Raw genomic sequence first — 20889 nt, 5'->3', positions numbered from 1 at the left:
GGAGGTCAGAGAATGAGATAGCCGAGGGCAAGCACCCATGCCGACAGCAAAAGCAGCATGCAGATCATGTAGCTGCCGTTCCAGCGCAGACCGACGTGGCGGGCGCTGACGTTGCCGAAACTTCCCACCAGCAGCGTGGTGGCGGTGAAGGGCGAACTGATGCCCCCCAAGGCCCAGCCCGCGGTGATCGACACCACGATGGCCTCGGGCGCGACGCCAAGCTCGGAGGCAGCGGGCACCAGCGGCGCGATCAGCGTCACGGCAAGGATCGGGTTCATGCCAAGCTGGCCAAGCAGCGGGATGATCCAGACGAAGCTGACCAGCACCAGCGCGGGCGGCAGGTCTTCGGGATGGAAGCCCGAGGCTTTGACCAGCGGTGCGAGCAGCGGCGCGCCGACGGTGCCGATGAAGCCGGCCATCATCAGCAGCGTCACCTCGCCGCGATAGGCGGGCAGTTCGGTGAAGGCGAAGGTGCGGGCGCGCTCGCGCAGCGGCGGATTGCCCTCGCGCTTTTGCAGCAGCGCCCATGCGGCGGCCATACAGGGCACCACCAGCAGCACCAGCGCGATGATGCGCAGGCCGGTGAGGCTTTGAAGGATCAGCACCGAGACCACCAGCAGACCCAGCAGGATCAGCAGCGGTGCCATCAGCGCCCAGCTGCCCTCGGGCGCTGCGCGGGGGGCGGGTGGATGCGACAGCTTGGGCTTGAAGATCGTGTCGAGCGCCCAGCCGGTCAGGGTGATCAGCGCCGAGGTGCCAATCGCCGGCAGCACCACAGAGCCCCAGCTGGTGCCCGGGATAAGCGCGGTGGTGATGGCGATGGAAAAGGACATGGGCGACCACGGCAGCGAGGCGACGAACCCGCGCTGGATCGCCAGCAGCATGCGGCGGGTGCGATGGGTGCGGATTTCCTCATCGGGCTCATCCGCCGCCGCGGCGGTGGCGAGGCTGCCGAGCAGCGCGATGGCCCCGTAGTTGAGCAACAAGGCGAAGGCCTGCCCGCCAAGCGTGAGCGCAAGATAACGCCGCCCCGGCGGCTGCAGCGCGAGGAAATTGCCCGCGGCACGGATCGAGCTGGCCTGCTGCGCGGCGCTGCGCAGCGTGGCGAGCGCGGCAAAGAAGGCAGCGATGAACCCGGCGGAGTGGAAGGCGTTCAGCAGCACCGGCTGCCAGCCTTCGACGCGCCAGACCAAGGCGAGGCTAAGCGCGATGGCTAGGGCCACGAAGAACCGCCGCCCCGGCGCGACCTGCGTCGCCAGCAGCGCCACCACCAGCGTCACGGCGGGGACCAATGCGTAATCGAGCCCGGAGGAGACCAGATGCCATTCCTTGAGGATGAGCAGACAGGTGATCAGGATCAGCAGGGCCCCGATCAGACGGTCGGTCAGGCTGGGAGGGGAGGCAGGGGTCTTCGACAGGCTTATGGGCACGTGTGGGGTCCAGTCTCGTGCGGGCTTTAGTCCGGACATAGACCACTGTTGACCGGCGAGGGCAATGCCCCTGCGTCATCGTCGCGGCGGGTGTTTTCCGGGGTGCCGCGCGCGCTGGAGAGGGGTTTCGCCTTTGGCGCAGGCAGCGCGCGCGAGAAAAGGTCCGGATATGCCGCCGCGATGGCGCCGTCAAAAAAGCTTCATGGAACCGACATGGAACTGAGTCCGAAGCGTCACAGCCTCGATACCGTTCGGGGCGACATAGCGCCCCGGACAGTCTGGGGGAACCATGCTCACCGTCGAGAAACTGACGAAGCGCTTCGGCGCGAACACCGCCGTGGACAACGCGAGCTTTACCGTCGACCGGCCGATGATGATCGGCATCATCGGCCGGTCGGGCGCGGGCAAGTCGACCTTCCTGCGGATGATGAACCGGCTGACCGATGCGACCGAGGGGCGTTTGCTGTTCGAGGGCCGCGACGTGCTGCAACTGAGGGGCGGGGACAAGCGCCTGTGGCAGTCAGACTGCGCGATGATCTTCCAGCAGTTCAACCTCGTGCCGCGCATGGATGTGGTGTCGAACGTGCTGCACGGCACGCTGGCGCGGCGCAGCACGCTGTCGACCATGTTCAACCTCTACCCGCGCGAGGACGTGCACCGCGCCATCGACATTCTCGAGCGGCTCGGCATCGCCGGCCATGCCGCCAAACGCGCCGAGGCGCTTTCGGGTGGTCAGCAGCAGCGTGTCGCCATCGCGCGCGCCCTGATGCAGGACCCCAAGGTGATCCTCGCCGACGAGCCCATTGCCTCGCTCGATCCGATGAACGCGCAGCTGGTGATGGACAGCCTGCGCCGCATTCACGAGGAAGACGGCCGCATGGTGATCGCCAACCTGCACACGCTGGATACGGCGCGGCGCTATTGCGACCGGGTCATCGGCATGCGCGACGGGCGGATCGTCTTTGACGGCACTCCGGCGCAGCTGACCACCGGGGTCGCGCGCGACATCTACGGCGCTGGCGCCGATTTTTCGGAAAACGCCACCTCCACCGAAATCCGCGACCCGGTGGTCGCGGCGGAAATCCGGGCTGCGGAAGTCGCGGTCTGATCACCAGGGGCCCATCGGGACGGGTCCAATTCCTTATATGAGGGACAGAAGATGAAGAAACTGATCGCAGCCGCTCTGGCCAGCACCATGCTCGTGGGCGCAGCCCAAGCGCAGGAAATCTCCGAGTTCCGTCTCGGCATCCTCGGCGGCGAGAACGCCCAGGACCGTCTGGCCTCGAATCAGTGCTATGCCGAGAAGATCGCCGCGGCGCTTGGCGTCGAGGTGAAGATCTTCACCCCCGCCGACTACAACGGCGTGATGCAGGGCCTGCTGGGCGGCACCATCGACGCGGCTTGGATGGGCGCCTCCTCCTACGCCGGCACCTATATCGCCGACCCCGAAGCGGTCGAGCCGGTTCTGGTCAAGCAGAACGCCGACGGCTCCATCGGCTACTATTCGATCGGCTTTGCCCGCGCCGACAGCGGCGTGACCTCGCTCGACGACCTGAAGGGCAAGGAGTTTGGCTTCGGTGATCCGAACTCGACCTCGGGCTATCTGATCCCCTCGATCGAGATCGCCGAAGCGGGCTACTCGATGGAGCCGGGCGATTACTTCTCCGACGTCGTCTTCACCGGCGGCCACGAGCAGACCATCGTCGCGGTCAACAACGGTGACGTCGACGCGGGCGTGACCTGGGCCGACGGTCAGGGCAACTGGGAAGACGGCTACAACTCGGGCGCGCTGCGCAAGGCGGTGGACGCGGGCCTCGTCGACATGAACGATCTGGTGCAAATCTGGCAGTCGAACGTGATCCCCGAAGGCCCCTTCGTGATGCGCAAGGCGCTGCCGCAGTCGGTCAAGGACAGCGTTACCGAGCTGACCGCCAACCTCTGGGAAGAAGACCCCGATTGCGCCTACGGCGTGGCGGCGGGCGATGCCAAGGATTTCATCCCGGTGACCCACAAAGAGTATGAGTCGATCGTCGCGGCCCGCCGCTCGAAGATCAACTGATCGCAGACCACCTAAGGGGCCCCGCCGATGCGCGGGGTCCCTTTACGTTTCCCGGACCGCTGCCGCCCGAATGCGCCGCCCCAGACGGGGCGAGCCCGGGCCGGGCGCGGGCCAGCCGCAGGACCGCCGCATGACCCAATATCCCGATGCCCCCCATGATCCGCGCGCCAATTACCTCGCGCTGATGGCCCGCAAACGCCTTTACGGTGGGCTGACGCTTGCGATTTTCGCGCTGCTGATGATCTCGGGCTTCACGCTGGCCGACAGCCGCAACGCGGGCGGCTTCTGGGACGGGCTGCCGCAAATCTTTGACTTTCCCGCCGACGTCCTGCGCGACACGCTGCCCAAGCTCGACCGGCTGCCGGGGCACCTTGTCGAATATTTCCCGGCGCTGGTGGAGACGATCAATATTGCCGCCTGCTCGACGCTGATCGGGGCCGCGGCGGCGATGATCCTGTCGCTGCTCTCAACCCGCGGGCTGGCGCGCTGGCCGCGGCTGATCCCGATTTTCCGCCGCGTCATGGATATCCTGCGCGCGGTGCCCGAGATCGTCATCGCGCTGGTGCTGATCTTTGTGCTGGGCGGCGGGCCGGTGCCCGCGATGATCGCCATCGCGCTGCACACCGCCGGGGCACTCGGCAAGCTCTTCTCCGAGGTCAATGAGAACGCCGACCTCAAGCCCGTTGAAGGGCTCTCGTCGGTGGGCGCAAGCTGGCTGCAGCGCATGTGGCTGGGCGTGGTGCCGCAGGTGGCGCCGAATTACTTCAGCTACGCGCTGCTGCGCTTCGAGATCAACATTCGCGCCTCGGCCATCCTCGGCTTCGTCGGCGCGGGCGGCATCGGCTACGAGCTGCGCAACGCCATGGCCTGGGGGCAGGGGCGTTTCGACGAGGCCGCCGCCATTTTCATCCTGCTGTTCGCGACCATCGTCGTGTTTGACCAACTGTCGAGCCATGTGCGCAACGCCATGATCTCGTCCAAGAAAGGAGGCCACTGAGATGGCCGACGCCGCGCTTTACGCCTCCGCCGACCGGCAGTTTACCCGCAAACGGCTGGTCTCCTTCGGCCTGCCTTTGGTGGTGCTGGCCTATCTCACCTACATTTTCTTCGCCTTTGACATCGCCGGCCTGTCGGAGCGCGCGCGCTGGGACAACGCCCGCACGCTGCTGTCGGACATCTGGAGCTACAAGACCCATGTCACGCGCGACAACCGCAGCGGCGGCGTCGCGGTGGCGATCGAGGGCGAGCGCAAGGGCGAATACCCCGAAGGCACCGGGCCTGACTGGGTGATCCCGCAGCCCGATGGCAGCACGCGCGTGATGCTGAAGGACGGGCAGGAGGTGATCCTGCTGCCGGAAAATGGCTTCCGCTGGGAGGTGCCGGGCTATGGTCTGATCGAGGCGCGTCTCGACGGGCGCACATTGGTGAGCAACCTTCCCGAGGAGGGGCTGCCCGACTGGATTTCCGCCTCGTCCTCGCGCCTGCAGGTCACCGCCGATGGCGCGCGGGTGGCGCTGACCCGTTCGAAGACCGAGCTTTTCCGCTATTTCCCGGGCTGGGAGCTGTTCTTCTTCACCCTCGACAGCCCCTATCATGGGCATGGTCCGGCGGAGATCCTCTTTGGTGCGCAGATCGACCCGGCGCGCGGCAATCTCGCCGGTGCGTGGCAGGATTTCTGGGGCAATGAGATGTGGCGCCACGCCGATGTGGCCTGGGCGCTGTTCGAGACGATCCTGATGGCCTTCCTGGGCACCATGGGGGCGGCGATCGTGGCGCTGCCGCTGGCTTTCCTGTCGGCCAAGAACTTTGCGCCGCTGGCGGCGGTGCGCTTTGCCATGCGCCGGGTGTTCGATTTCCTGCGCGGGGTGGATGGGCTGATCTGGACCATCGTGCTCAGCCGCGCCTTTGGGCCCGGGCCGATGACCGGGGCGCTGGCGATCCTGCTGACCGACACCGGCAGCTTCGGTAAGCTCTTCTCGGAGGCGCTGGAGAATGTCGACGGCAAGCAGATCGAGGGCGTCGCCTCGACCGGCGCCAAGCCGCTGCAACGCTACCGCTTCGGGGTGATCCCGCAGATCGTGCCGGTGCTGATTAGCCAGGTCCTCTACTATCTGGAGTCGAACATCCGCTCGGCCACCATCATCGGCGCGATCACCGGCGGCGGCATCGGGCTTTTGCTGACACAGGCGATGATCACCCAGAAGGATTGGGAAGAGGTGAGCTATTACATCATCCTCGTGGTTCTGATGGTCATGGCGATGGACAGCGCTTCGGGCTGGCTGCGCCGCAAGCTGATCAAGGGGCTCTGAATGGCACGTCTCGGGCTTGAGCCCTTCCTCCACCCCGATTGCGAGATCACCGCGAGCGAGCTTGGCGCCTATGTGGAGATCGGGCGCGGCTCGCGGCTGACCCACGTGCAGATAGGCGATTATTCTTACTGCGACCGCTATGCGGATATCGCCAATTGCACGGTGGGCAAGTTCGCCAATATCGCCAGCTTCAGCCGCATCGGGCCGACGGACCACCCGATGCAGAACGCCTCGCTGCATCACTTCCTCTACCGCTCCGGCGACTATTGGGATGATGCGGGGCGGGACGAATTCTTCTTCGAGGCCCGCCACGCTCGCCGCGCCTATATCGGCCATGACACTTGGATCGGTCATGGCGCGGTGGTGCGGCCCGAGGTGACGGTGGGCCATGGCGCGGTGGTCGCCTCTTCGGCGGTGGTGACCAAGGATGTGGCGCCCTACACGATCGTCGCGGGCGTGCCCGCGCAGCCGCTGCGCGCGCGCTACGCGCCGCAGGTTGCAGAGCGGATGATGGCGCTGGCATGGTGGGACTGGCCGCATGAGGTTCTGCGCGCCCGGCTGGAGGATTTCCGGCAACTGCCCGCCGAGGCGTTTGTGGAGAAATACGAAGGCACGGACTGAGCGAGCTGGCTGCGCGCGCCGCCGAGTCCTTTGGCCAGCGCTGCGCGGTGCCTGGACAAGCGGATCGAAATTGCCAATCCTCGGCAATTTCGATGCCTGCGCCACAGCGTATTGGCCTTGTGCGCGGCGGCTATGGGGGATGGGCTGTCTCATCCCGCCCGCAGATCCGGTGCATCTGTTAGCTCCGGCGAATGCGGCTCCTCCTCGCCGGTCCACTCGCCCTCGTCAGGCGCCCACCCGTCGGCCTCGCCGCGCAATTTGAAGCGTTCGATGTTTTGCCGCAGCCCTTGCGCCGTGCGCCGCAACTCGCTGCTGGCGGCGGAGGTCTGTTCGAACATCGCCGCGTTCTTCTGCGTGGTCATGTCGAGCTCGCCCACGGCGCTGTTAAGCTCCGACAGGCCGGTCGACTGCTCACGCGCGGAGTCTGCGATGGCCGTCACCCGTTCGGCGATGATGCGGATCGAGGCGATGATCTCCTTGAGCGCGCCGCCCGTGCGCCCGACCAGCCGAACCCCGGTCTGGACGTGTTCGGAGGAACTGGTGATCAGCGTGTTGATCTCACGCGCGGCTTCCGAGGACCGCTGCGCGAGCAGCCGCACTTCGGAAGCGACCACGGCAAAGCCCAGCCCCGCATCCCCAGCGCGCGCAGCTTCGACGCCGGCATTCAGCGCGAGCAGGTTGGTCTGGAAGGCGATGTCGTCGATCACTTTGATGTTGTTGGAAATCTGCTGAAACGAGGCCTCGATCACGCCAATTGCCTCAATGGTTTGGCGCACGACTTCGCCGCTGACCTGCGCATCTTCGCGGGCCTTGCCGACGATGCCGTCGACCTCGGCGGCGTTTTTCGCGGCTTCCGTGACAGAGGCGGTCAGTTGATCGAGTGCGGCGGCGGTTTCCTCGACCGTGGCGGCCTGCCGCTCGGTGCGCTGCCCGAGGTCTTCGGAGGCCTGCGCGATGTGATCGACATCGTCGTTGATCGCCCCGGCGCTTTGCGTCACGTCCAGCATGGCCTGCTGCAGCCGGTCGGTGGCGCGGTTGAAATCGGTTCGGAGCCGCTCGTAATCTTCGGGGAACTCTTGGGCGATCGAGGCGCCGAGGTCGCCCTCGGCCAATCTGGCCAGCGCGGTCTGCAGGGTCTCGACCACATCGCTTTGAGCACTTTGCATCGCGGCGCGCGTGGTTGCGCCGTCTTTAAGATCATCGCGGGATTGGCGCAGGTCGCGGCGCAAGGCCTCGAGCGCGCGGGCAATGCGTCCGATCTCGTCACCGCGGCGTTGCGCGGGGATCTCGCTTTCGTAATCGCCCGCGGCAACTTGGCCCATGGCATTGGCGATCCGCGCCAGCGGACGGGCGAGATTGCGCGCGGCGAGCCAGGCAAGCGCGAGCGCCGCGATCAGCGCGATGGCCGTGCCACGCAGCAGCCGCTCGAGCAGCGCGCGCGGACCGGCGGCGATAACCTCTGCGGGTTCGGCGGCGATCAGGGCCCAGTTACGGCCCGCGATATTGAGGGGATGATAGGCCGCGGTGTAGCTGCGCCCGTCGCTCAGGGTGATGTCTACGACGCCGCGCTGGCCCTCAAGGGCGGCATCGAAGGCGGGATTGGGCGTGCCTTGGGTGCCGATGGCACTTTGCACACCGCCAAGCCCGAGGTGGCTGCGACGGGTGTGATCACCGGCCAGAAGCTCGAGTTCGGTGGTAGGCGTGCGGCCCGTTTCCATGGTCGTCAGATGGGTCAACGCCTGATCGTCCACCTCAAAGACGAGGGCGGCGATCGTGTCGCCCCATTCGTTGTGCAGTGGCGCCGCGAGATAGGCGCGCGCGCGCGCCTCGGTTGGAGCGAAGTCGCCGAAACCGAATGCGGCGTCAGGCGCCAGTGCGGCGCGCAGCGCGGTGCCAAGCCCGCCCTCATCCTCCGCGACATTGCTGGCGAACTCCTCCTGTTTCTGGACCGAGTAGATCACATCCCCAGCAGCCGAGACGATCAGCAGGTCGCGCAGGCCCAGAGCCTCAACCCGCGCGCGCAAGTCGGCGTGGAACTTCTTGTGAAACAGGGAATAGGCAGTGTTATCTGCAGCTTCTTCGAGATCGGCGCGGGCGTCGGCGGGGTTTGGGTTATCGTCGATGTAGGCGCGCCTCAGGTGGGCATTGGCGTCATCGCCGAGCGTTTTATAGGTACTCAGAAACGCGGTGGCGGCGTCGATCACCAGCGGCTCGGCGGCCTTTTCCCCCAGTTCGCTTCGGGTCTCGTGAAACCAGTCCTCGATCATCGTCGCGCGTGTTTCGGCCAGCATGCCGAGGCGGAACGACACCTCTTGGATCAGCTGCGCATGCGACACCTTGTAGGCGATGGCCCCCGCCATGCCGAGACAGCCGATGGCGATGGCGATCATCAGGGCCGGAAGTTTGAGGGCGACCGAGAGGTTGCGCAGAAGGGCCATGGGCAAGCTCCTGTGGCTGCTGGCGGTAGTGGCGGTGCAAGGCGGCCGCTGAGGTGAGTTCAATCATGAAAGCCTGAAGAAGCGCCTAAGATCGGCCACCTCGCCGGGATCTCATGCAAGAGGCTAGGGTCACTGCCCCATGACGAAGGGGGCCGATATCTTGGCCGCATTGGCGCGATCAATGAGCAGGCAGTCGAAAAGCTGCACTTCCTGCGGCTCGCGCGGGGTGCCGGTGCGGATGTAGTGATCGGCCTGATGCACCGCGTCTTCGGCAAAGACGGCAACCGGCTGCAGCACCGTGTAGGCCAGCTCTCCCGATTGCACGGCGGCCACCGCGTCGGGCGAGCCGTCGAAGCCGCCGACGGTGACCCGGTCCAGAAGCCCGGCCTCTTTCAGCGCGGCAATCGCGCCAAGGGCCATTTCGTCATTGCCCGCGATGATGCCGGTGATGTCGGGGTGCTCGGCGATCAGGCCGCGTGTTCGTTCGTAGCCCTGCGTGCGGTTCCAATTCGCGGTGGCCATGCCGGCGCGGGTGAGACCCTCATATTGGCCGAGCACCGCGGCATAGCCATCGGAGCGGATGCTGGCATTCGGGTCGGACGCGGCACCGAGCAATTCGAGATAGCTGCCCTTTTCGCCCATGGATCGGAGCCAGCGTTGCGCGCCCATTTCGGCCCCCTGCGCGTTGTTCGACAGAAGCTGCGCCACCGCCAGCCCCTTGCGCGCGAGGCCGGAGTTCACCACGAAAACCGGCACCCCGGCGGCAACAGCGCGTTCCACCGCGGCGATGGTGCCGGAGGCATCCGCCGGGTCGAGGATGATGGCATTCACATTGGCGGCAATGGCGCTGTCCACATGCGCGGTCTCGACCGTGGTGTCGCCGCCATGCGCGGAGACGATGGCGCGGTAGCCAAGTTCGGCCGCGGTGGCTTTGGCAACCTCCCCCTCTGCCGCCCAATAGGGGTTCTCGGGGTCGTTGACGATGATGCTGATCCGCCCCTCTGCCAAAGCGGCGCTGGCGATGAGGCCGAACGCCAGCAGCGGTGCGGCGCCGAGCATGGCGCGGCGGAATAGCGAAGCAAGAGCGGGAGGGGGGCGGCGAGACGTGACGCCTGCGGAAGCGGGATCACCCGGGCGGCGGTGCTGTGAAAGGCGCAGTTTGAGACGCATTGGGAGGGGCTCCTGTGCTAGGCGCGCGGTGCCCCTTCTGGGGCCGATGGGTCCCAGTGGTCTTACGGCAGGAGAGCTGAAGAATGGCTTAATCGCTGAACGGCTTAATGCTGGCGCAGGCCGCCCAAGGAGCGCTTACATGAGGCCTTCCGTCACTCCGCGGCGAGCCGCCGCCCCGGCAGCGCAGAGACGAGCCGTGCCCCGGCCTCACCCGCGAGATAGGTGAGCCGTCCGCCGCTCACCGTCGCCTCTATGGCGCGGCTGCGGGCGTCCACCACGACAAAATCCGCCCGTTTGCCATGATCGAGCGTGCCGCGATCGGACAGCCCCATGATCTCGGCGGGCACGGTGGAGATCATCGCCCAAGCCTCGGGCAGGGTTTTGAGGCCCTTGTCCACCAGCGTCCATGCGGCCTCGGCGAGACAGGGGTAGTGGTAGTCCGACACCAGCGCGTCGCAGAGCCCCTCGGCGATCAGATGGCGGGCCGAGACGTTGCCCGACTGGCTGCCGCCGCGCACCACATTGGGCGCGCCCATGAGCACCGGATCATTGCAGGCGCGGGCCAGTTTGGCGGCGCTGACGGTGGTCGGGAACTCGGCGATACGCGCGCCGATCAGCCGGTAGTATTCGCGCGTCTCGCCGTCGGGGTCGTCATGGCTGCCGTAGCGAATGTCATGGGCATCAAAAAGTTCGGCCAGTGCGCAGAGATGGCGCGGCACCTCGCGCGAGGCGGCGCGGGCGGCGCGCAGCTTGGCGTGGAACTCCTCGGGGCTGCTTCCGGCGCGCGACGCCCAATGGGCCAGCTTCATCGGCTCGCGCTCGGCCACCTCCAGCGCCTCGGGCAGGTGATCGTTGAACACCACGTAATCCACACCATGGCGCAGCACGGCGGCGATCAGACGCGCGCGGGTGTCTGGCATATGCGTCTCGCAGCGGATCTGCAGGCGCAGGTCGGTGTGGGCGCGGGGGCGGTAGGCGGCGATGGCGGCCATCATCTCTTCGGCGAAGTCCGGCCCCCGCATGCCGCCTTCCCAGCTCCAGCATTGCGCCAACCACGCGGTGGTGATGCCATGGCTCGCCGCCTCGCGGTCGGTCGAGCGCAGCGCGGCGTCGATCGGAAAGGTGGCGCTGGGGCGCGGCGCGATATGGCGCTCGAACGTGTCGCCATGCAGGTCGATGATGCCGGGAAGGATGAGATATCCGCTCAGATCGACCTCTGGCAGCGGGCCCTTGGTGATCAGACCGTCCTCGACGACCAGAGATCGGCGCTGCATCCGGCCGTCTCGGAGAAGAGTTGCGCCGGTGAGGCGCAAGGGGGGAAGAAAGGTCGTCATGCAAATCACCCGCCGTGCCTGCTCTGGGGTTTTCGCAAGACCTACCTAATGTCTGTGTCACCGGCGTGACGTGGTGCCGCATCGCTGCTGTGTGGAGCGGCGGTTTCTTCGTGGCTGACGGTGAGGGCCACGCGATCGCCGGCGAACCACGTGTGCCCCTGTTCCACCGGCATCCCGTCCGGGCCGAGGTTCAGCGCCACCGAGCGCAGCAGCGGCTCGCCGTCGCGCAGGTTGAGATGGCGCGCCTGCGTGGCCGAAGCGGCCTCGGCGGTGAGGCGGGTGCTGGCGCGGGTGTAATCGGCGATGCCGTGGCGGCGCAGCGCCTCGGTGACCGAGCGTGTCTCGCGCAGCGTCGCATCGAGGCCGGGCAGGCGGGTGATCGGGAAATAAGAGATGAAATGCGCCACTGGCGCGCCGCCCGCCAGCGAGATGCCCTCATGCACCAGCACCGGCGCGCCGGCGGAAAGCTGCAGAGCCTCGGCCTCGGCGGCATCTGCGGGACGGATTTCCATGCGCAGCGTGCGGCGGTCGGGCAGGCGGCCCGAGGCGCGAACATTCTGACTGAACCGCGTATGGCCGCCGATTGGATAGTCGAGCGGGGCCGCCCGCACATAGACCCCGGCACCGCGCCGCGAATGGGTGAGCCCACGCTCGGCCAGCGCCGAAAGCGCATGGCGCACGGTGTGGCGGTTCACCGCAAAGCGGGTGGCAAGTTCCGCCTCGGTCGGCAGCTTGTCTCCGGCGCGGTAATGGCCGCGGGCGATCTCGTCTTCAAGCGTGGTGGCGATGGTTTGCCAGACGGGGGAGCGGGGCATGAACGGACCTCTGTCACCGAAACTTCACGGGATGGCCTCTTGCCCGACTCGGGGCGATGGGGCTATCACTTGTCTAGTTGTATAGTTATCTAGACAAATCGGAAAGATGTCCAGATGGAAACTCCCGAACAGGAAACCGAGGCGCGGCGGGGCTGGATGGGCCTGCTGGCGCGGGCCCCGGCGGAGCGGCTGGCGGCCCTGATGGACGGGGCGGCGCTGCCCCGCTTCGACTGGCTGCGCGTGCCCGAGACCGGCGGCGTGATGGTGCGGGGCCGCATGGGCGGCACCGGCGCACCGTTCAACATGGGCGAGATGACGGTGACGCGCTGCGCGCTGCGGCTGGGCAGCGGCGAGGTGGGCCATGCGCATGTGCAGGGCCGTGACCGGAGCCATGCCGAGCGCGCCGCGCTGGTGGATGCGCTGATGCAGGGGCCGCGCGCAGACGAAATGCAGGCGCAGGTCCTGACGCCGCTGGCGACCGAGGAAGCGGCGCGGCGGGACGCGCGCGCGGCAAAGGCCGCGGCAACGAAGGTGGATTTCTTTACCATGGTGCGGGGCGAATGATGCAGGCTGATGTTCTGACAGGCGGATTTGCCGATGCCCCGGTCGAGGCGGCGCGCGCTTTCCGCGCGGCGCTTGATGCCATGGCGCGGCCGGGGCGGATCACGCAGGTGTCGGGCGCCGAGGCGCCGGGCCTCTCCACTGCCGCGGCGGTGCTGCTGCTGACCCTCTGCGACCGCGAAACGCCGCTCTATCTTGCGCCGGGCTGCGACAGCGAGGCGCTGAAGGGCTGGATCGCCTTCCACACCGGCGCGCCGCTGGTGCCCGCCGAAGAGGCGATGGTCGCGCTCGGGGCATGGGACGCGCTGCAGCCGCTCGGCCGCTACCGGATCGGCAGCGCCGAATACCCCGACCGCTCGGTCACTCTGATCGTCGAATGCGCGGATCTGCGCGCCGACGGCATGCGGCTGACCGGGCCGGGCATCGAGACATCGGCAAGGGTTTCGCTGCCGGAAGTGGCGGCGTTTGAGCGGAATAACCTCCTTTTCCCATTGGGTTGGGATTGCTTCTTCACCTCGTCTGACAAGCTGGCGGCGCTGCCGCGGACCACCAAAGTGGAGGCGCTCTGATGTATGTTGCTGTGAAAGGCGGCGAGCGCGCGATCGACGCCGCGCATGAGTGGCTGGCCGAAGAACGGCGCGGCGATGTGGCGGTGCCCGAACTGAGCATCCCGCAGATCCGCGAGCAGATGGCTCTGGCGGTGAACCGCGTGATGGCCGAAGGCTCGCTCTACGACCCCGACCTTGCGGCACTGGCGATCAAACAGGCGCGGGGCGATCTGATCGAGGCGATCTTTCTTGTCCGCGCCTACCGCACCACGCTGCCGCGGCTCGGACATTCCGCACCGGTGAACACCACCGAGATGCGCTGCGACCGCCGCATCAGCGCGACCTTCAAGGACGTGCCGGGCGGACAGGTGCTGGGGCCGACCTTCGACTACACCCACCGTCTGCTCGATTTCGCGCTGGAGGCCGAGGGCGAACCGCCGCGGGCCCGCGTGGCGGAACCGCGCCGCGAGGTGACGCCGCGCGTGACGGAATTTCTGAACAAAGACGGTCTGATACAGGACGAGCTTCGCTCAGAAGATACGCCCTCCGATATGACCCGCGCGCCGATGGAATACCCGGCGGACCGGCCGCTGCGCCTGCAGGCGCTGACCCGCGGCGACGAAGGCTTCGTGCTCGGCATGGCCTATTCCACCCAGCGCGGCTATGGCCGCAACCACCCCTTCGTCGGCGAGCTGCGCATCGGCGCGGTGGAGGTCGAGATGGAGGTGCCCGAGCTTGGCTTTTCGGTCTGCATCGGCGAGCTGACCCTCACCGAATGCGAGACGGTCAACCAGTTCGCCGGATCGAAGACCGAGCCGGCGCAATTTACCCGCGGCTATGGGCTGGTCTTCGGCCAGACCGAGCGCAAGGCGATCTCGATGGCGCTGGTCGACCGGGCGCTGCGCTGGGAAGAACTGGGCGAGGAGAACCTCGGCGCTCCGGCGCAGGACGAGGAGTTTGTTCTGGCCCATTCCGACAATATTCAGGCGACAGGCTTTCTCGAACATATCAAGCTGCCGCACTACGTCGACTTCCAGTCCGAGCTGGAACTGGTGCGCAAGATGCGCGCCGAGGCGATGGGCGCTGCAACGGTCAAGGAGGCTGCGGAATGAGCAAGGGTTATCACGGGGCGAAACTGCCCGTACTGCCGAAGGGGCAGGAATGGTACTGCGCGCTGGTCGAGGTGATCCGCATGCCCGACAGCGTCTCTCCCTTCTTCGAGGACGGCGATGACGAAAGCTCGCTGGCGGTGCTGTTCATCTGCCTCTCGGCGGGGTCTCCGGCCGAGGTCGAGGTGCAGATCGCCGAACATATCGCCGAATGCGGCGGCGTGGCGGGGGTGATCGAGGACGTAAAGCTGATCTCCGGCCCGCTCGATCTGCCGCTCGACGAGGATGGCGCGCCCGACGCGGCGCTGCTGGAAGCGTTCACCGATCCCGAACTGGGCGACGAGATCGTCTGGGGCGAGGTCTATCTCTTTGGCGAGGAAGAAGAGGCATGACCGATCAGGCCTATAATTTTGCCTATCTCGACGAGCAGACCAAGCGGATGATCCGCCGCGCGCTGCTGAAAGCACTGGCGGTGCCGGGCTATCAGGTGCCCTTCGCCAGCCGCGAGATGCCGATGCCCTATGGCTGGGGCACCGGCGGCGTGCAGGTGACGGCGGCCTGCCTCACCCCCGAAGACCGGCTGAAGGTCATCGATCAGGGCGCGGATGACACCACCAATGCCGTTTCGATCCGCAAGTTCTTTGAGCGCACCGCCGAGGTGGAGACCACGGAACACACCGCCGAGGCGAGCGTGATCCAGACCCGCCACCGCATCCCCGAGCAGCCGCTCGAAGAGGGGCAAATCCTCGTCTATCAGGTGCCGATCCCCGAACCGCTGCGCTTTCTCGAGCCGCGCGAGACCGAGACCCGCAAGATGCATGCGCTCGAGGAATACGGGCTGATGCATGTCAAACTCTACGAGGACATCGCCCATAATGGTGCGATCTCCACGGCCTATGCCTATCCGGTGAAGGTGGAGGGGCGCTACGTGATGGACCCCTCGCCAATCCCCAAGTTCGACAACCCCAAGCTCGAAAGCGCGGCGATCCAGCTCTTTGGCGCGGGCCGCGAGCAGCGCATCTACGCGCTGCCGCCCTATACGAAGGTCGTGAGCCTCGATTTCGAGGACCATCCGTTCGAGGCCAGCAAGGCCGACCACGCCTGCGACCTCTGCGGCTGCGGCACCAGCTACCTCGACGAGGTGATCACCGATGACGCGGGCGGGCGCATGTTCGTCTGCTCCGACACCGATTTCTGTGCCTCGCGGCAGGCCCAAGGCCATCGTGGCTCGCTGTCTCCGCAGGAGGAACCCGCATGACCCCGCTGCTGTCTGTTCAGGGCGTTACCAAGCACTACGGCGCGCGGCTCGGCTGCGGCGACGTGAGTTTCGACCTCTGGCCCGGCGAGGTCATGGGCATCGTCGGCGAGAGCGGCTCGGGCAAGTCGACGCTGCTGTCGTGCCTGTCGGGGCAGCTGGCACCGGATGCGGGCAAGGTGGTCTTCGACACCCGCGCGAACGGCCCGCGCGACGTGCTCACCATGTCCGAGCCCGAGCGGCGGATGCTGGCGCGCACCGATTGGGCCTTCGTGCATCAGAACGCCCGCGACGGGCTGCGCATGGGTGTCTCGGCGGGCGGCAACGTCGGCGAGCGGCTGATGGCCGTGGGCGCGCGCAACTACGCCGATATCCGGGCGCAGGCGATCGATTGGCTGGGCCGGGTGGAGATCACCGAGGACCGCGTCGACGACCGGCCGCGCGCCTTCTCGGGCGGCATGCAGCAGCGCCTGCAGATCGCCCGCAACCTCGTCACCGGCCCGCGGCTGGTGTTTATGGACGAGCCCACCGGGGGCCTCGACGTTTCGGTACAGGCGCGGCTCTTGGACCTGCTGCGCGGGCTGGTGCGCGAGATGGGCCTTTCGGCGGTGATTGTCACCCATGATCTGGCGGTGGTGCGTCTGCTCGCCGACCGGCTGATGGTGATGAAGGGCGGGCAGGTGGTCGAGACCGGGCTCACCGATCAGGTTCTGGACGATCCGCAGCACGGCTACACGCAGCTGCTGGTGTCGAGCGTGCTGCAGGTATGAGACGCGCGGTGCCCGTGGCGCGGGCGGGATCTGCGTATTTGGAAAGAGAAGAAGGACAGGGGCGATGATCCGGATCTCGGACGTGTCGAAGAGTTTTGTGCTGCACAATCAGGGCAGCGCGGTGATCCCGGTGATGGAGGGCGCGTCGCTTTCCGTGGCAAAGGGGGAATGCGTGGCGCTGGTGGGCAATTCCGGCGCGGGCAAATCCACGCTGATGCGGATGATCTACGGCAACTACCTTGCCGGATCGGGGCGCATCATGGTGGGCGATGTGGATGTGGCGCAGGCCGAGCCGCGCGAGATCCTGACGCTGCGCCGCGAAGTGCTGGGGTACGTCAGCCAGTTCCTGCGCGTGGTGCCGCGGGTGCCGACGCTGGAAGTGGTGGCCGAGCCCGTGCTGGCTGCAGGCGGCAGCGCTGCCGAGGGAGAGGCGCGCGCGCGGGCGCTCCTGGCGCGGCTCAACATCCCCGAGCGGCTCTGGAGCCTCTCGCCAACCACATTCTCTGGCGGCGAGCAGCAGCGGGTCAATATCGCGCGCGGCTTTGCCCATGGCTTTCCGGCCCTGCTGCTCGATGAGCCCACGGCCTCTCTGGATGCCACCAATCGCGCGGTGGTGCTCGACCTGATCGACGAGGCCAAGGCGCGCGGCGCGGCGATCATCGGCATTTTCCACGATGCTGAGGCGCGGGAGCGGGTCTGCGATCGCGAGATCGACGTCAGCGGCTTCACCCCGGCGCGGGCGGCATGACCAGCCCGGAGCGCAAGGCGCCGGTCTTTGCCCTCGTGGGCCCCTCGGGGGTGGGCAAGGACAGCCTGCTTGCCGAGGTGGCGCCGCGCGTGCCCGGCCTGCATGTGGTGCAGCGGGTGATCACCCGCGCGCCGGAGGCCGGCGGCGAGCCCTGCCTTGCGGTGACGCAGGAGGAGTTTGTGCGGATGCTGGAGGCGGGCGATTTCGCCCTGCACTGGGGCGCGCATGATCTGCGCTACGGCATCCGCTGGTCCGAGCTGACACCGCGCGCGGCGGGCCGCCCGGTGGTGTTCAATGGCTCGCGCGGGGCGCTGGAGCAGGCGGCGCAGCTGTTGCCCGAGCTTGAGGTGCTGCATGTCACCGCGCGCCCGGGTGTGCTGGCCGAACGGCTGGCATCGCGTGGGCGCGAGAGCGCGGCGCAGATCGAGGCGCGTCTGGCACGGGCGACGCTGCCGCTGCCGCCGGAGCTGCAGCAGGTCCTCAAGGTGCATGAGATCGACAATTCCGGGCCGCTCGAGATCGCCGCGGCCCGGCTCGAGGCGCTGCTTCAGCCGGTGAGGGCGTAGCGGTGCAGCAGGTGGAACCGCCCGTCCTCGGCCTCGCCGAACAGGCACAGATCGCGCACTTCGAAAGGCTGCGGCAGCAGCGGCGTGAGGGCCGGCTGCAGCGCCTCGGCCACCTGCTCGGCCTCGCCGAAGGCCAGCTTGCCGGTGAGCGTGAGGTGGAATTTGAACTCCGCCATCACGTAGGGATAGCCCCAGCGCGCGAGGTTGTCTTCCTGCGCCGGGCTCAGGCGCGCGCGGCGGCGGCGCTCCAGCTCCGCCTCGCTGGGTGGGGCGCGGTGGGGGTCGAGCACCTCGACCACATCTGCGGCCAGCTGCGCCAGCGGCATGGCCTCGCCAAGGGTGGTCAGCGCGAGGAAGCTGCCGATACGGGTGAGCGCAAGGCCGGGCAGGGTGACGGGGCCAAGACGCGCCGCCAGCGCCGAAAGGTCCTCATGCAGCGCATCGACCGGGCCGGTGAGGCGCATGGGCGGTTTCAGCGTGCCATGGAACCCGTATTTGCGCGGGGTCTCGGTGATCTCGGCGACCGGGCGCGGCAGGCCCTGCAGATGCGGATGCGGCACGGCAGAGCCGCTGGTTGGGTCCCAACCCAGCCAGGCGGCGGCAAACTCGGCCAGCGGCCCCGGGCGCGGGGCGTAATAGACGGCGTATCGGGAATAATTTTGCATGGCGCGCTTCATGACAGCGTCATGTCACAGATGCATGACGGCGCAAAGAGCGCCAACGAGAAGAGGTAGAGACATGGCACGAACCATCCTGAGCAACGCGCGGATCGTGCTCGAAGACGAGGTGATCACCGGCACGCTGGTGATGCAGGGCGGGCGCATCGAAGCTGTCGATGCGGGCAGCACCACCGTGGCGGGCGCGACGGATTGCGACGGCGATCTGCTGATCCCGGGTCTGATCGAGCTGCACACCGACAATCTCGAGCGCCATATGCAGCCGCGCCCCAAGGTGAACTGGCCGCATGCGGCGGCGATCCTCGCGCATGACGCCGAGCTGGCCTCGGTCGGCATCACCACGGTGTTCGACGCCATGCGTGTGGGCTCGGTGGTGACCGACGCCAAGTCGAAATACGGCAAATACGCCCGGGCGTTGGCGGGCGAGCTGCTCGAGGCGCGCAGCCGCGACATGCTCAAGATCAGCCATTTCCTGCATCTGCGGGCAGAGACCTGCTCGGAGACGCTGCTTGAGGAACTGGCCGAGTTCGGCGGCGCCGACCGGGTGGGTATCCTGTCGCTGATGGATCACACGCCCGGCCAGCGGCAGTTCCGCGACATCGAGAAATACCGCGACTACATGTGCGGCAAGCATGGGCTCAGCACCGATGACTTCGACGCGCATGTGGACAATCTCACCCGTCTGCGCAGCGAGCTTGGCGCGGCGCATGAGGCGGGCGCGGTAGAGGCGGCGCGGCGCCTTGGCGCGGTGCTGGCGAGCCATGACGACACCACGCCCGAGCATGTGCAGGTGAGCCGCGGCTACGGCGTGCGGCTGGCCGAGTTCCCGACCACGGTCGAGGCGGCGCGGGCCTGCAAAGAGGCGGGGATCGCGGTGATGATGGGGGCGCCGAACCTCATCCGCGGCGGCTCGCATTCGGGCAATGTGGCGGCGGAGGAACTGGCGCGGCGCGACTTTCTGGACATCGTCTCGTCGGATTACGTGCCGGCGGCGCTGATGGGCGCGGCCTTCCTGCTGGCCGATCTCTGGGATGACCTGCCGCGCGGGATTGCTACGGTCAGCCGGGCGCCCGCCGCCGCCTCGGGGCTCGATGACCGGGGCAGCCTTGCGCCGGGGCTGCTGGCCGATGTGGTGCGGGTGCGGCGGATTGAGGGCCAGCCTTGCCTGCGCGGCGTCTGGAGCCACGGCCGCCGCGTGGCGTGACGCGCGGGATATGCGTATTTGAAAAGAGAAGAAGGACCGGGCGCGCGCCATGTGCTTCTTCTCTTCGGAAAATACGCCGGGGGTGAGGCGCGCAGCGACGAGGGGGCAGCGCCCCCTCAGCAGGCCCGCCGATGGCGCAGCGCATGAAAAAGGGGCCCAGCAGGGCCCCTTCTTGTTCGGTGACGGTGCCCGCCGCGATCAGCCGTCGTAATCGACCTCTTCGATCAGGCGCAGCGCCGCGCCACGCTGCTCGGCAAGCGTCATCAGGTTGGTGTCGTCGGCGGTGAAGCTGCCCCAGCCCTTGACCAGATCGTCGGCCTCGGTGCCGGGCGCGATCGGGTACTCATAGTTGGCATGGGCATAGATTTCCTGCGCCTCGGGCGAGGTCAGATATTCCATCATCTTCAGCGCGTTCTCGCGGTTCGGCGCGGACTTGGTCATCGCCACGCCCGAGATGTTGACATGGGTGCCGCCGTTTTCGAACTCGGGGAAGAGCACGTTGACCGAATTGGCCCAGTCCACCTGCTCGGGGTCGCTCAGCATCTGGCCCATGTAGTAGGTGTTGCCGAGGCTGATGTCGCATTCGCCAGCCCAGATCGCCTTGACCTGCGCGCGGTCGTTGCCCTGCGGGCGGCGCGCGAGGTTGGACTTCAGGCCGGTCAGCCACTCCTTGGCATATTCCTCGCCGTGGTGGTGGATCATCGCCGCCACCAGCGCCACGTTGTAGTCATGGGTGCCCGAGCGGGTGCAGATGCGACCTTCCCACTTGGGATCGGCGAGACCCTCATAGGTGGTAATCTCCGACGGATCGACCCGGTCTTTGGAGGCGTAGACGATGCGCGCGCGCGTGGTCAGGCCGAACCATTGGCCCTCGGGGTCGCGGTATTGCTCCGGCACGTTCTCTTGCAGAACTTCGCTCTCGACCGGCTGGGTCACGCCCGCCTGCACGGCAGCGGCGAGGCGCGAGATGTCGACGGTGAAGATGAGATCGGCGGGCGAGCGGTCGCCCTCGGCCACGAGGCGCTCTTCGAGGCCCTTGTCGATATAGGCCACGTTCACGTCGATGCCGGTGGCTTCGGTGAAGGCGTCGGTCAGCGGCTTCAGAAGCTCGGGCTGACGGTAGGAATAGAGATTGACCTCTTCGGCCAGCGCGGGGGCCGCCGTGAGAGTGGGGGCAATCAGGGCGAGGGCGGTTCCGAGACGCAGCATCAAAGTCCTCCGGTCATGCATGTCAGGTTGGCTAGTCGCAGGCGGCCATTTACCCGAGTGAAATTA

Annotated in this window: 21 protein-coding genes; 14 read left to right on the top strand and 7 right to left on the bottom strand. The window is 67.2% G+C overall.

Translation table 11 applies throughout. The features are described from left to right. Positions 1-5: 5 nt before the first annotated feature. Positions 6-1430, bottom strand: coding sequence for a hypothetical protein (locus AYJ57_RS03235; RefSeq protein ID WP_237220187.1), 1425 nt, complete (start codon positions 1428-1430; stop codon positions 6-8). 289 nt (positions 1431-1719) lie between these two features. On the opposite strand from AYJ57_RS03235, the gene phnC reads away from it, so the two are divergent. The 5 genes from phnC (at position 1720) to AYJ57_RS03210 (ending at position 6419) form a co-directional block, all read left to right on the top strand. Beyond that, a complete protein-coding gene (phnC, locus tag AYJ57_RS03230) occupies positions 1720-2538 on the top strand; it encodes a phosphonate ABC transporter ATP-binding protein (protein WP_066101126.1) in 819 nt (272 codons plus the stop codon). A 51-nt stretch (positions 2539-2589) separates the two neighbouring features. Next, positions 2590-3489, top strand: coding sequence for a phosphonate ABC transporter substrate-binding protein (gene phnD, locus AYJ57_RS03225; protein ID WP_066101124.1), 900 nt, complete (start codon positions 2590-2592; stop codon positions 3487-3489). A 130-nt stretch (positions 3490-3619) separates the two neighbouring features. Continuing rightward, complete coding sequence (gene phnE / locus AYJ57_RS03220; RefSeq protein WP_066101121.1) at positions 3620-4486, top strand: phosphonate ABC transporter, permease protein PhnE; 867 nt, start codon at positions 3620-3622, stop codon at positions 4484-4486. A 1-nt stretch (position 4487) separates the two neighbouring features. Beyond that, positions 4488-5798, top strand: a complete 1311-nt coding sequence (gene phnE, locus AYJ57_RS03215) for a phosphonate ABC transporter, permease protein PhnE (RefSeq protein WP_066101119.1) — start codon at positions 4488-4490, stop codon at positions 5796-5798. Next, a complete protein-coding gene (locus AYJ57_RS03210) occupies positions 5799-6419 on the top strand; it encodes a chloramphenicol acetyltransferase (protein WP_066101116.1) in 621 nt (206 codons plus the stop codon). It abuts the gene before it with no gap. Positions 6420-6568: 149 nt separating this feature from the next. On the opposite strand, the gene AYJ57_RS03205 is transcribed toward AYJ57_RS03210, so the two are convergent. The 4 genes from AYJ57_RS03205 to phnF all read right to left on the bottom strand — a co-directional run bounded on the left by AYJ57_RS03205 (position 6569) and on the right by phnF (position 12176). After that, the gene (locus tag AYJ57_RS03205) at positions 6569-8857 is read right to left on the bottom strand and encodes a methyl-accepting chemotaxis protein (RefSeq protein WP_066101113.1); all 2289 of its coding nucleotides are present in this window, start codon (positions 8855-8857) and stop codon (positions 6569-6571) included. A 129-nt stretch (positions 8858-8986) separates the two neighbouring features. Further along, entirely contained in the window at positions 8987-9916 is a 930-nt protein-coding gene (locus AYJ57_RS03200) for a D-ribose ABC transporter substrate-binding protein (RefSeq protein ID WP_066101110.1), read from the bottom strand. Between the two features lie 263 nt (positions 9917-10179). Next, a complete protein-coding gene (locus AYJ57_RS03195; RefSeq protein WP_066101107.1) occupies positions 10180-11361 on the bottom strand; it encodes an alpha-D-ribose 1-methylphosphonate 5-triphosphate diphosphatase in 1182 nt (393 codons plus the stop codon). Positions 11362-11402: 41 nt separating this feature from the next. Continuing rightward, positions 11403-12176, bottom strand: a complete 774-nt coding sequence (phnF, locus tag AYJ57_RS03190) for a phosphonate metabolism transcriptional regulator PhnF (RefSeq protein WP_066101105.1) — start codon at positions 12174-12176, stop codon at positions 11403-11405. Positions 12177-12290: 114 nt separating this feature from the next. Between phnF and phnG the strand changes: the two genes are divergently transcribed. The 8 genes from phnG to AYJ57_RS03150 all read left to right on the top strand — a co-directional run bounded on the left by phnG (position 12291) and on the right by AYJ57_RS03150 (position 17733). Then, complete coding sequence (phnG, locus tag AYJ57_RS03185) at positions 12291-12740, top strand: phosphonate C-P lyase system protein PhnG (RefSeq protein ID WP_066101102.1); 450 nt, start codon at positions 12291-12293, stop codon at positions 12738-12740. After that, positions 12740-13306 carry a phosphonate C-P lyase system protein PhnH gene (phnH, locus tag AYJ57_RS03180; RefSeq protein ID WP_066101100.1) on the top strand — a complete coding sequence of 189 codons (567 nt, stop codon included), beginning with the start codon at positions 12740-12742 and terminating at the stop codon, positions 13304-13306. The genes phnG and phnH overlap by 1 nt, the downstream gene beginning before the upstream one ends. After that, positions 13306-14397, top strand: coding sequence for a carbon-phosphorus lyase complex subunit PhnI (locus AYJ57_RS03175; RefSeq protein ID WP_066101097.1), 1092 nt, complete (start codon positions 13306-13308; stop codon positions 14395-14397). Before phnH ends, AYJ57_RS03175 begins: the two co-directional genes overlap by 1 nt. Continuing rightward, on the top strand, positions 14394-14786 hold the full coding sequence (locus tag AYJ57_RS03170; RefSeq protein WP_066101093.1) for a hypothetical protein: 393 nt from the start codon (positions 14394-14396) through the stop codon (positions 14784-14786). The genes AYJ57_RS03175 and AYJ57_RS03170 overlap by 4 nt, the downstream gene beginning before the upstream one ends. Then, positions 14783-15652 (top strand): alpha-D-ribose 1-methylphosphonate 5-phosphate C-P-lyase PhnJ, encoded by an 870-nt coding sequence (locus AYJ57_RS03165; RefSeq protein ID WP_066101090.1) that lies wholly within the window; start codon positions 14783-14785, stop codon positions 15650-15652. Before AYJ57_RS03170 ends, AYJ57_RS03165 begins: the two co-directional genes overlap by 4 nt. Next, positions 15649-16419, top strand: coding sequence for a phosphonate C-P lyase system protein PhnK (gene phnK / locus AYJ57_RS03160; protein WP_066101087.1), 771 nt, complete (start codon positions 15649-15651; stop codon positions 16417-16419). The genes AYJ57_RS03165 and phnK overlap by 4 nt, the downstream gene beginning before the upstream one ends. Before the next feature lie 64 nt (positions 16420-16483). Next, positions 16484-17167 carry a phosphonate C-P lyase system protein PhnL gene (phnL, locus tag AYJ57_RS03155; RefSeq protein WP_066101084.1) on the top strand — a complete coding sequence of 228 codons (684 nt, stop codon included), beginning with the start codon at positions 16484-16486 and terminating at the stop codon, positions 17165-17167. Then, complete coding sequence (locus AYJ57_RS03150; RefSeq protein ID WP_066101081.1) at positions 17164-17733, top strand: phosphonate metabolism protein/1,5-bisphosphokinase (PRPP-forming) PhnN; 570 nt, start codon at positions 17164-17166, stop codon at positions 17731-17733. Before phnL ends, AYJ57_RS03150 begins: the two co-directional genes overlap by 4 nt. Here AYJ57_RS03150 and AYJ57_RS03145 read toward each other — a convergent pair. Then, a complete protein-coding gene (locus tag AYJ57_RS03145; RefSeq protein ID WP_066106589.1) occupies positions 17715-18398 on the bottom strand; it encodes a DUF1045 domain-containing protein in 684 nt (227 codons plus the stop codon). The genes AYJ57_RS03150 and AYJ57_RS03145 overlap by 19 nt on opposite strands. Positions 18399-18471: 73 nt before the next feature. Between AYJ57_RS03145 and AYJ57_RS03140 the strand changes: the two genes are divergently transcribed. After that, complete coding sequence (locus tag AYJ57_RS03140; protein ID WP_066101078.1) at positions 18472-19614, top strand: alpha-D-ribose 1-methylphosphonate 5-triphosphate diphosphatase; 1143 nt, start codon at positions 18472-18474, stop codon at positions 19612-19614. Between the two features lie 198 nt (positions 19615-19812). On the opposite strand, the gene AYJ57_RS03135 is transcribed toward AYJ57_RS03140, so the two are convergent. Then, the gene (locus AYJ57_RS03135) at positions 19813-20823 is read right to left on the bottom strand and encodes a Fe(3+) ABC transporter substrate-binding protein (RefSeq protein WP_193789505.1); all 1011 of its coding nucleotides are present in this window, start codon (positions 20821-20823) and stop codon (positions 19813-19815) included. Positions 20824-20889 lie beyond the last annotated feature (66 nt).

It is taken from the genome of Salipiger sp. CCB-MM3 (assembly GCF_001687105.1).
In the GTDB taxonomy this organism is placed as follows: domain Bacteria; phylum Pseudomonadota; class Alphaproteobacteria; order Rhodobacterales; family Rhodobacteraceae; genus Salipiger.
Note: the sequence above shows the minus strand (reverse complement) of the source record. Positions and strands in the feature narration are given on the sequence as shown.

Bases quoted from the DNA above. Each gene is read 5' to 3' on its own strand.
- phnC (WP_066101126.1), top strand. From the start codon at position 1,720: ATGCTCACCGTCGAGAAACTGACGAAGCGCTTCGGCGCGAACACCGCC.
- phnD (WP_066101124.1), top strand. From the start codon at position 2,590: ATGAAGAAACTGATCGCAGCCGCTCTGGCCAGCACCATGCTCGTGGGC.
- AYJ57_RS03140 (WP_066101078.1), top strand. From the start codon at position 18,472: ATGGCACGAACCATCCTGAGCAACGCGCGGATCGTGCTCGAAGACGAG.
- AYJ57_RS03175 (WP_066101097.1), top strand. From the start codon at position 13,306: ATGTATGTTGCTGTGAAAGGCGGCGAGCGCGCGATCGACGCCGCGCAT.
- phnK (WP_066101087.1), top strand. From the start codon at position 15,649: ATGACCCCGCTGCTGTCTGTTCAGGGCGTTACCAAGCACTACGGCGCG.
- AYJ57_RS03165 (WP_066101090.1), top strand. From the start codon at position 14,783: ATGACCGATCAGGCCTATAATTTTGCCTATCTCGACGAGCAGACCAAG.
- AYJ57_RS03145 (WP_066106589.1), bottom strand. From the start codon at position 18,398: ATGCAAAATTATTCCCGATACGCCGTCTATTACGCCCCGCGCCCGGGG.
- phnE (WP_066101119.1), top strand. From the start codon at position 4,488: ATGGCCGACGCCGCGCTTTACGCCTCCGCCGACCGGCAGTTTACCCGC.
- phnL (WP_066101084.1), top strand. From the start codon at position 16,484: ATGATCCGGATCTCGGACGTGTCGAAGAGTTTTGTGCTGCACAATCAG.
- AYJ57_RS03150 (WP_066101081.1), top strand. From the start codon at position 17,164: ATGACCAGCCCGGAGCGCAAGGCGCCGGTCTTTGCCCTCGTGGGCCCC.
- phnE (WP_066101121.1), top strand. From the start codon at position 3,620: ATGACCCAATATCCCGATGCCCCCCATGATCCGCGCGCCAATTACCTC.
- AYJ57_RS03170 (WP_066101093.1), top strand. From the start codon at position 14,394: ATGAGCAAGGGTTATCACGGGGCGAAACTGCCCGTACTGCCGAAGGGG.
- phnF (WP_066101105.1), bottom strand. From the start codon at position 12,176: ATGCCCCGCTCCCCCGTCTGGCAAACCATCGCCACCACGCTTGAAGAC.
- phnH (WP_066101100.1), top strand. From the start codon at position 12,740: ATGCAGGCTGATGTTCTGACAGGCGGATTTGCCGATGCCCCGGTCGAG.
- AYJ57_RS03205 (WP_066101113.1), bottom strand. From the start codon at position 8,857: ATGGCCCTTCTGCGCAACCTCTCGGTCGCCCTCAAACTTCCGGCCCTG.
- AYJ57_RS03195 (WP_066101107.1), bottom strand. From the start codon at position 11,361: ATGACGACCTTTCTTCCCCCCTTGCGCCTCACCGGCGCAACTCTTCTC.
- phnG (WP_066101102.1), top strand. From the start codon at position 12,291: ATGGAAACTCCCGAACAGGAAACCGAGGCGCGGCGGGGCTGGATGGGC.
- AYJ57_RS03210 (WP_066101116.1), top strand. From the start codon at position 5,799: ATGGCACGTCTCGGGCTTGAGCCCTTCCTCCACCCCGATTGCGAGATC.
- AYJ57_RS03200 (WP_066101110.1), bottom strand. From the start codon at position 9,916: ATGCTCGGCGCCGCACCGCTGCTGGCGTTCGGCCTCATCGCCAGCGCC.
- AYJ57_RS03135 (WP_193789505.1), bottom strand. From the start codon at position 20,823: ATGCTGCGTCTCGGAACCGCCCTCGCCCTGATTGCCCCCACTCTCACG.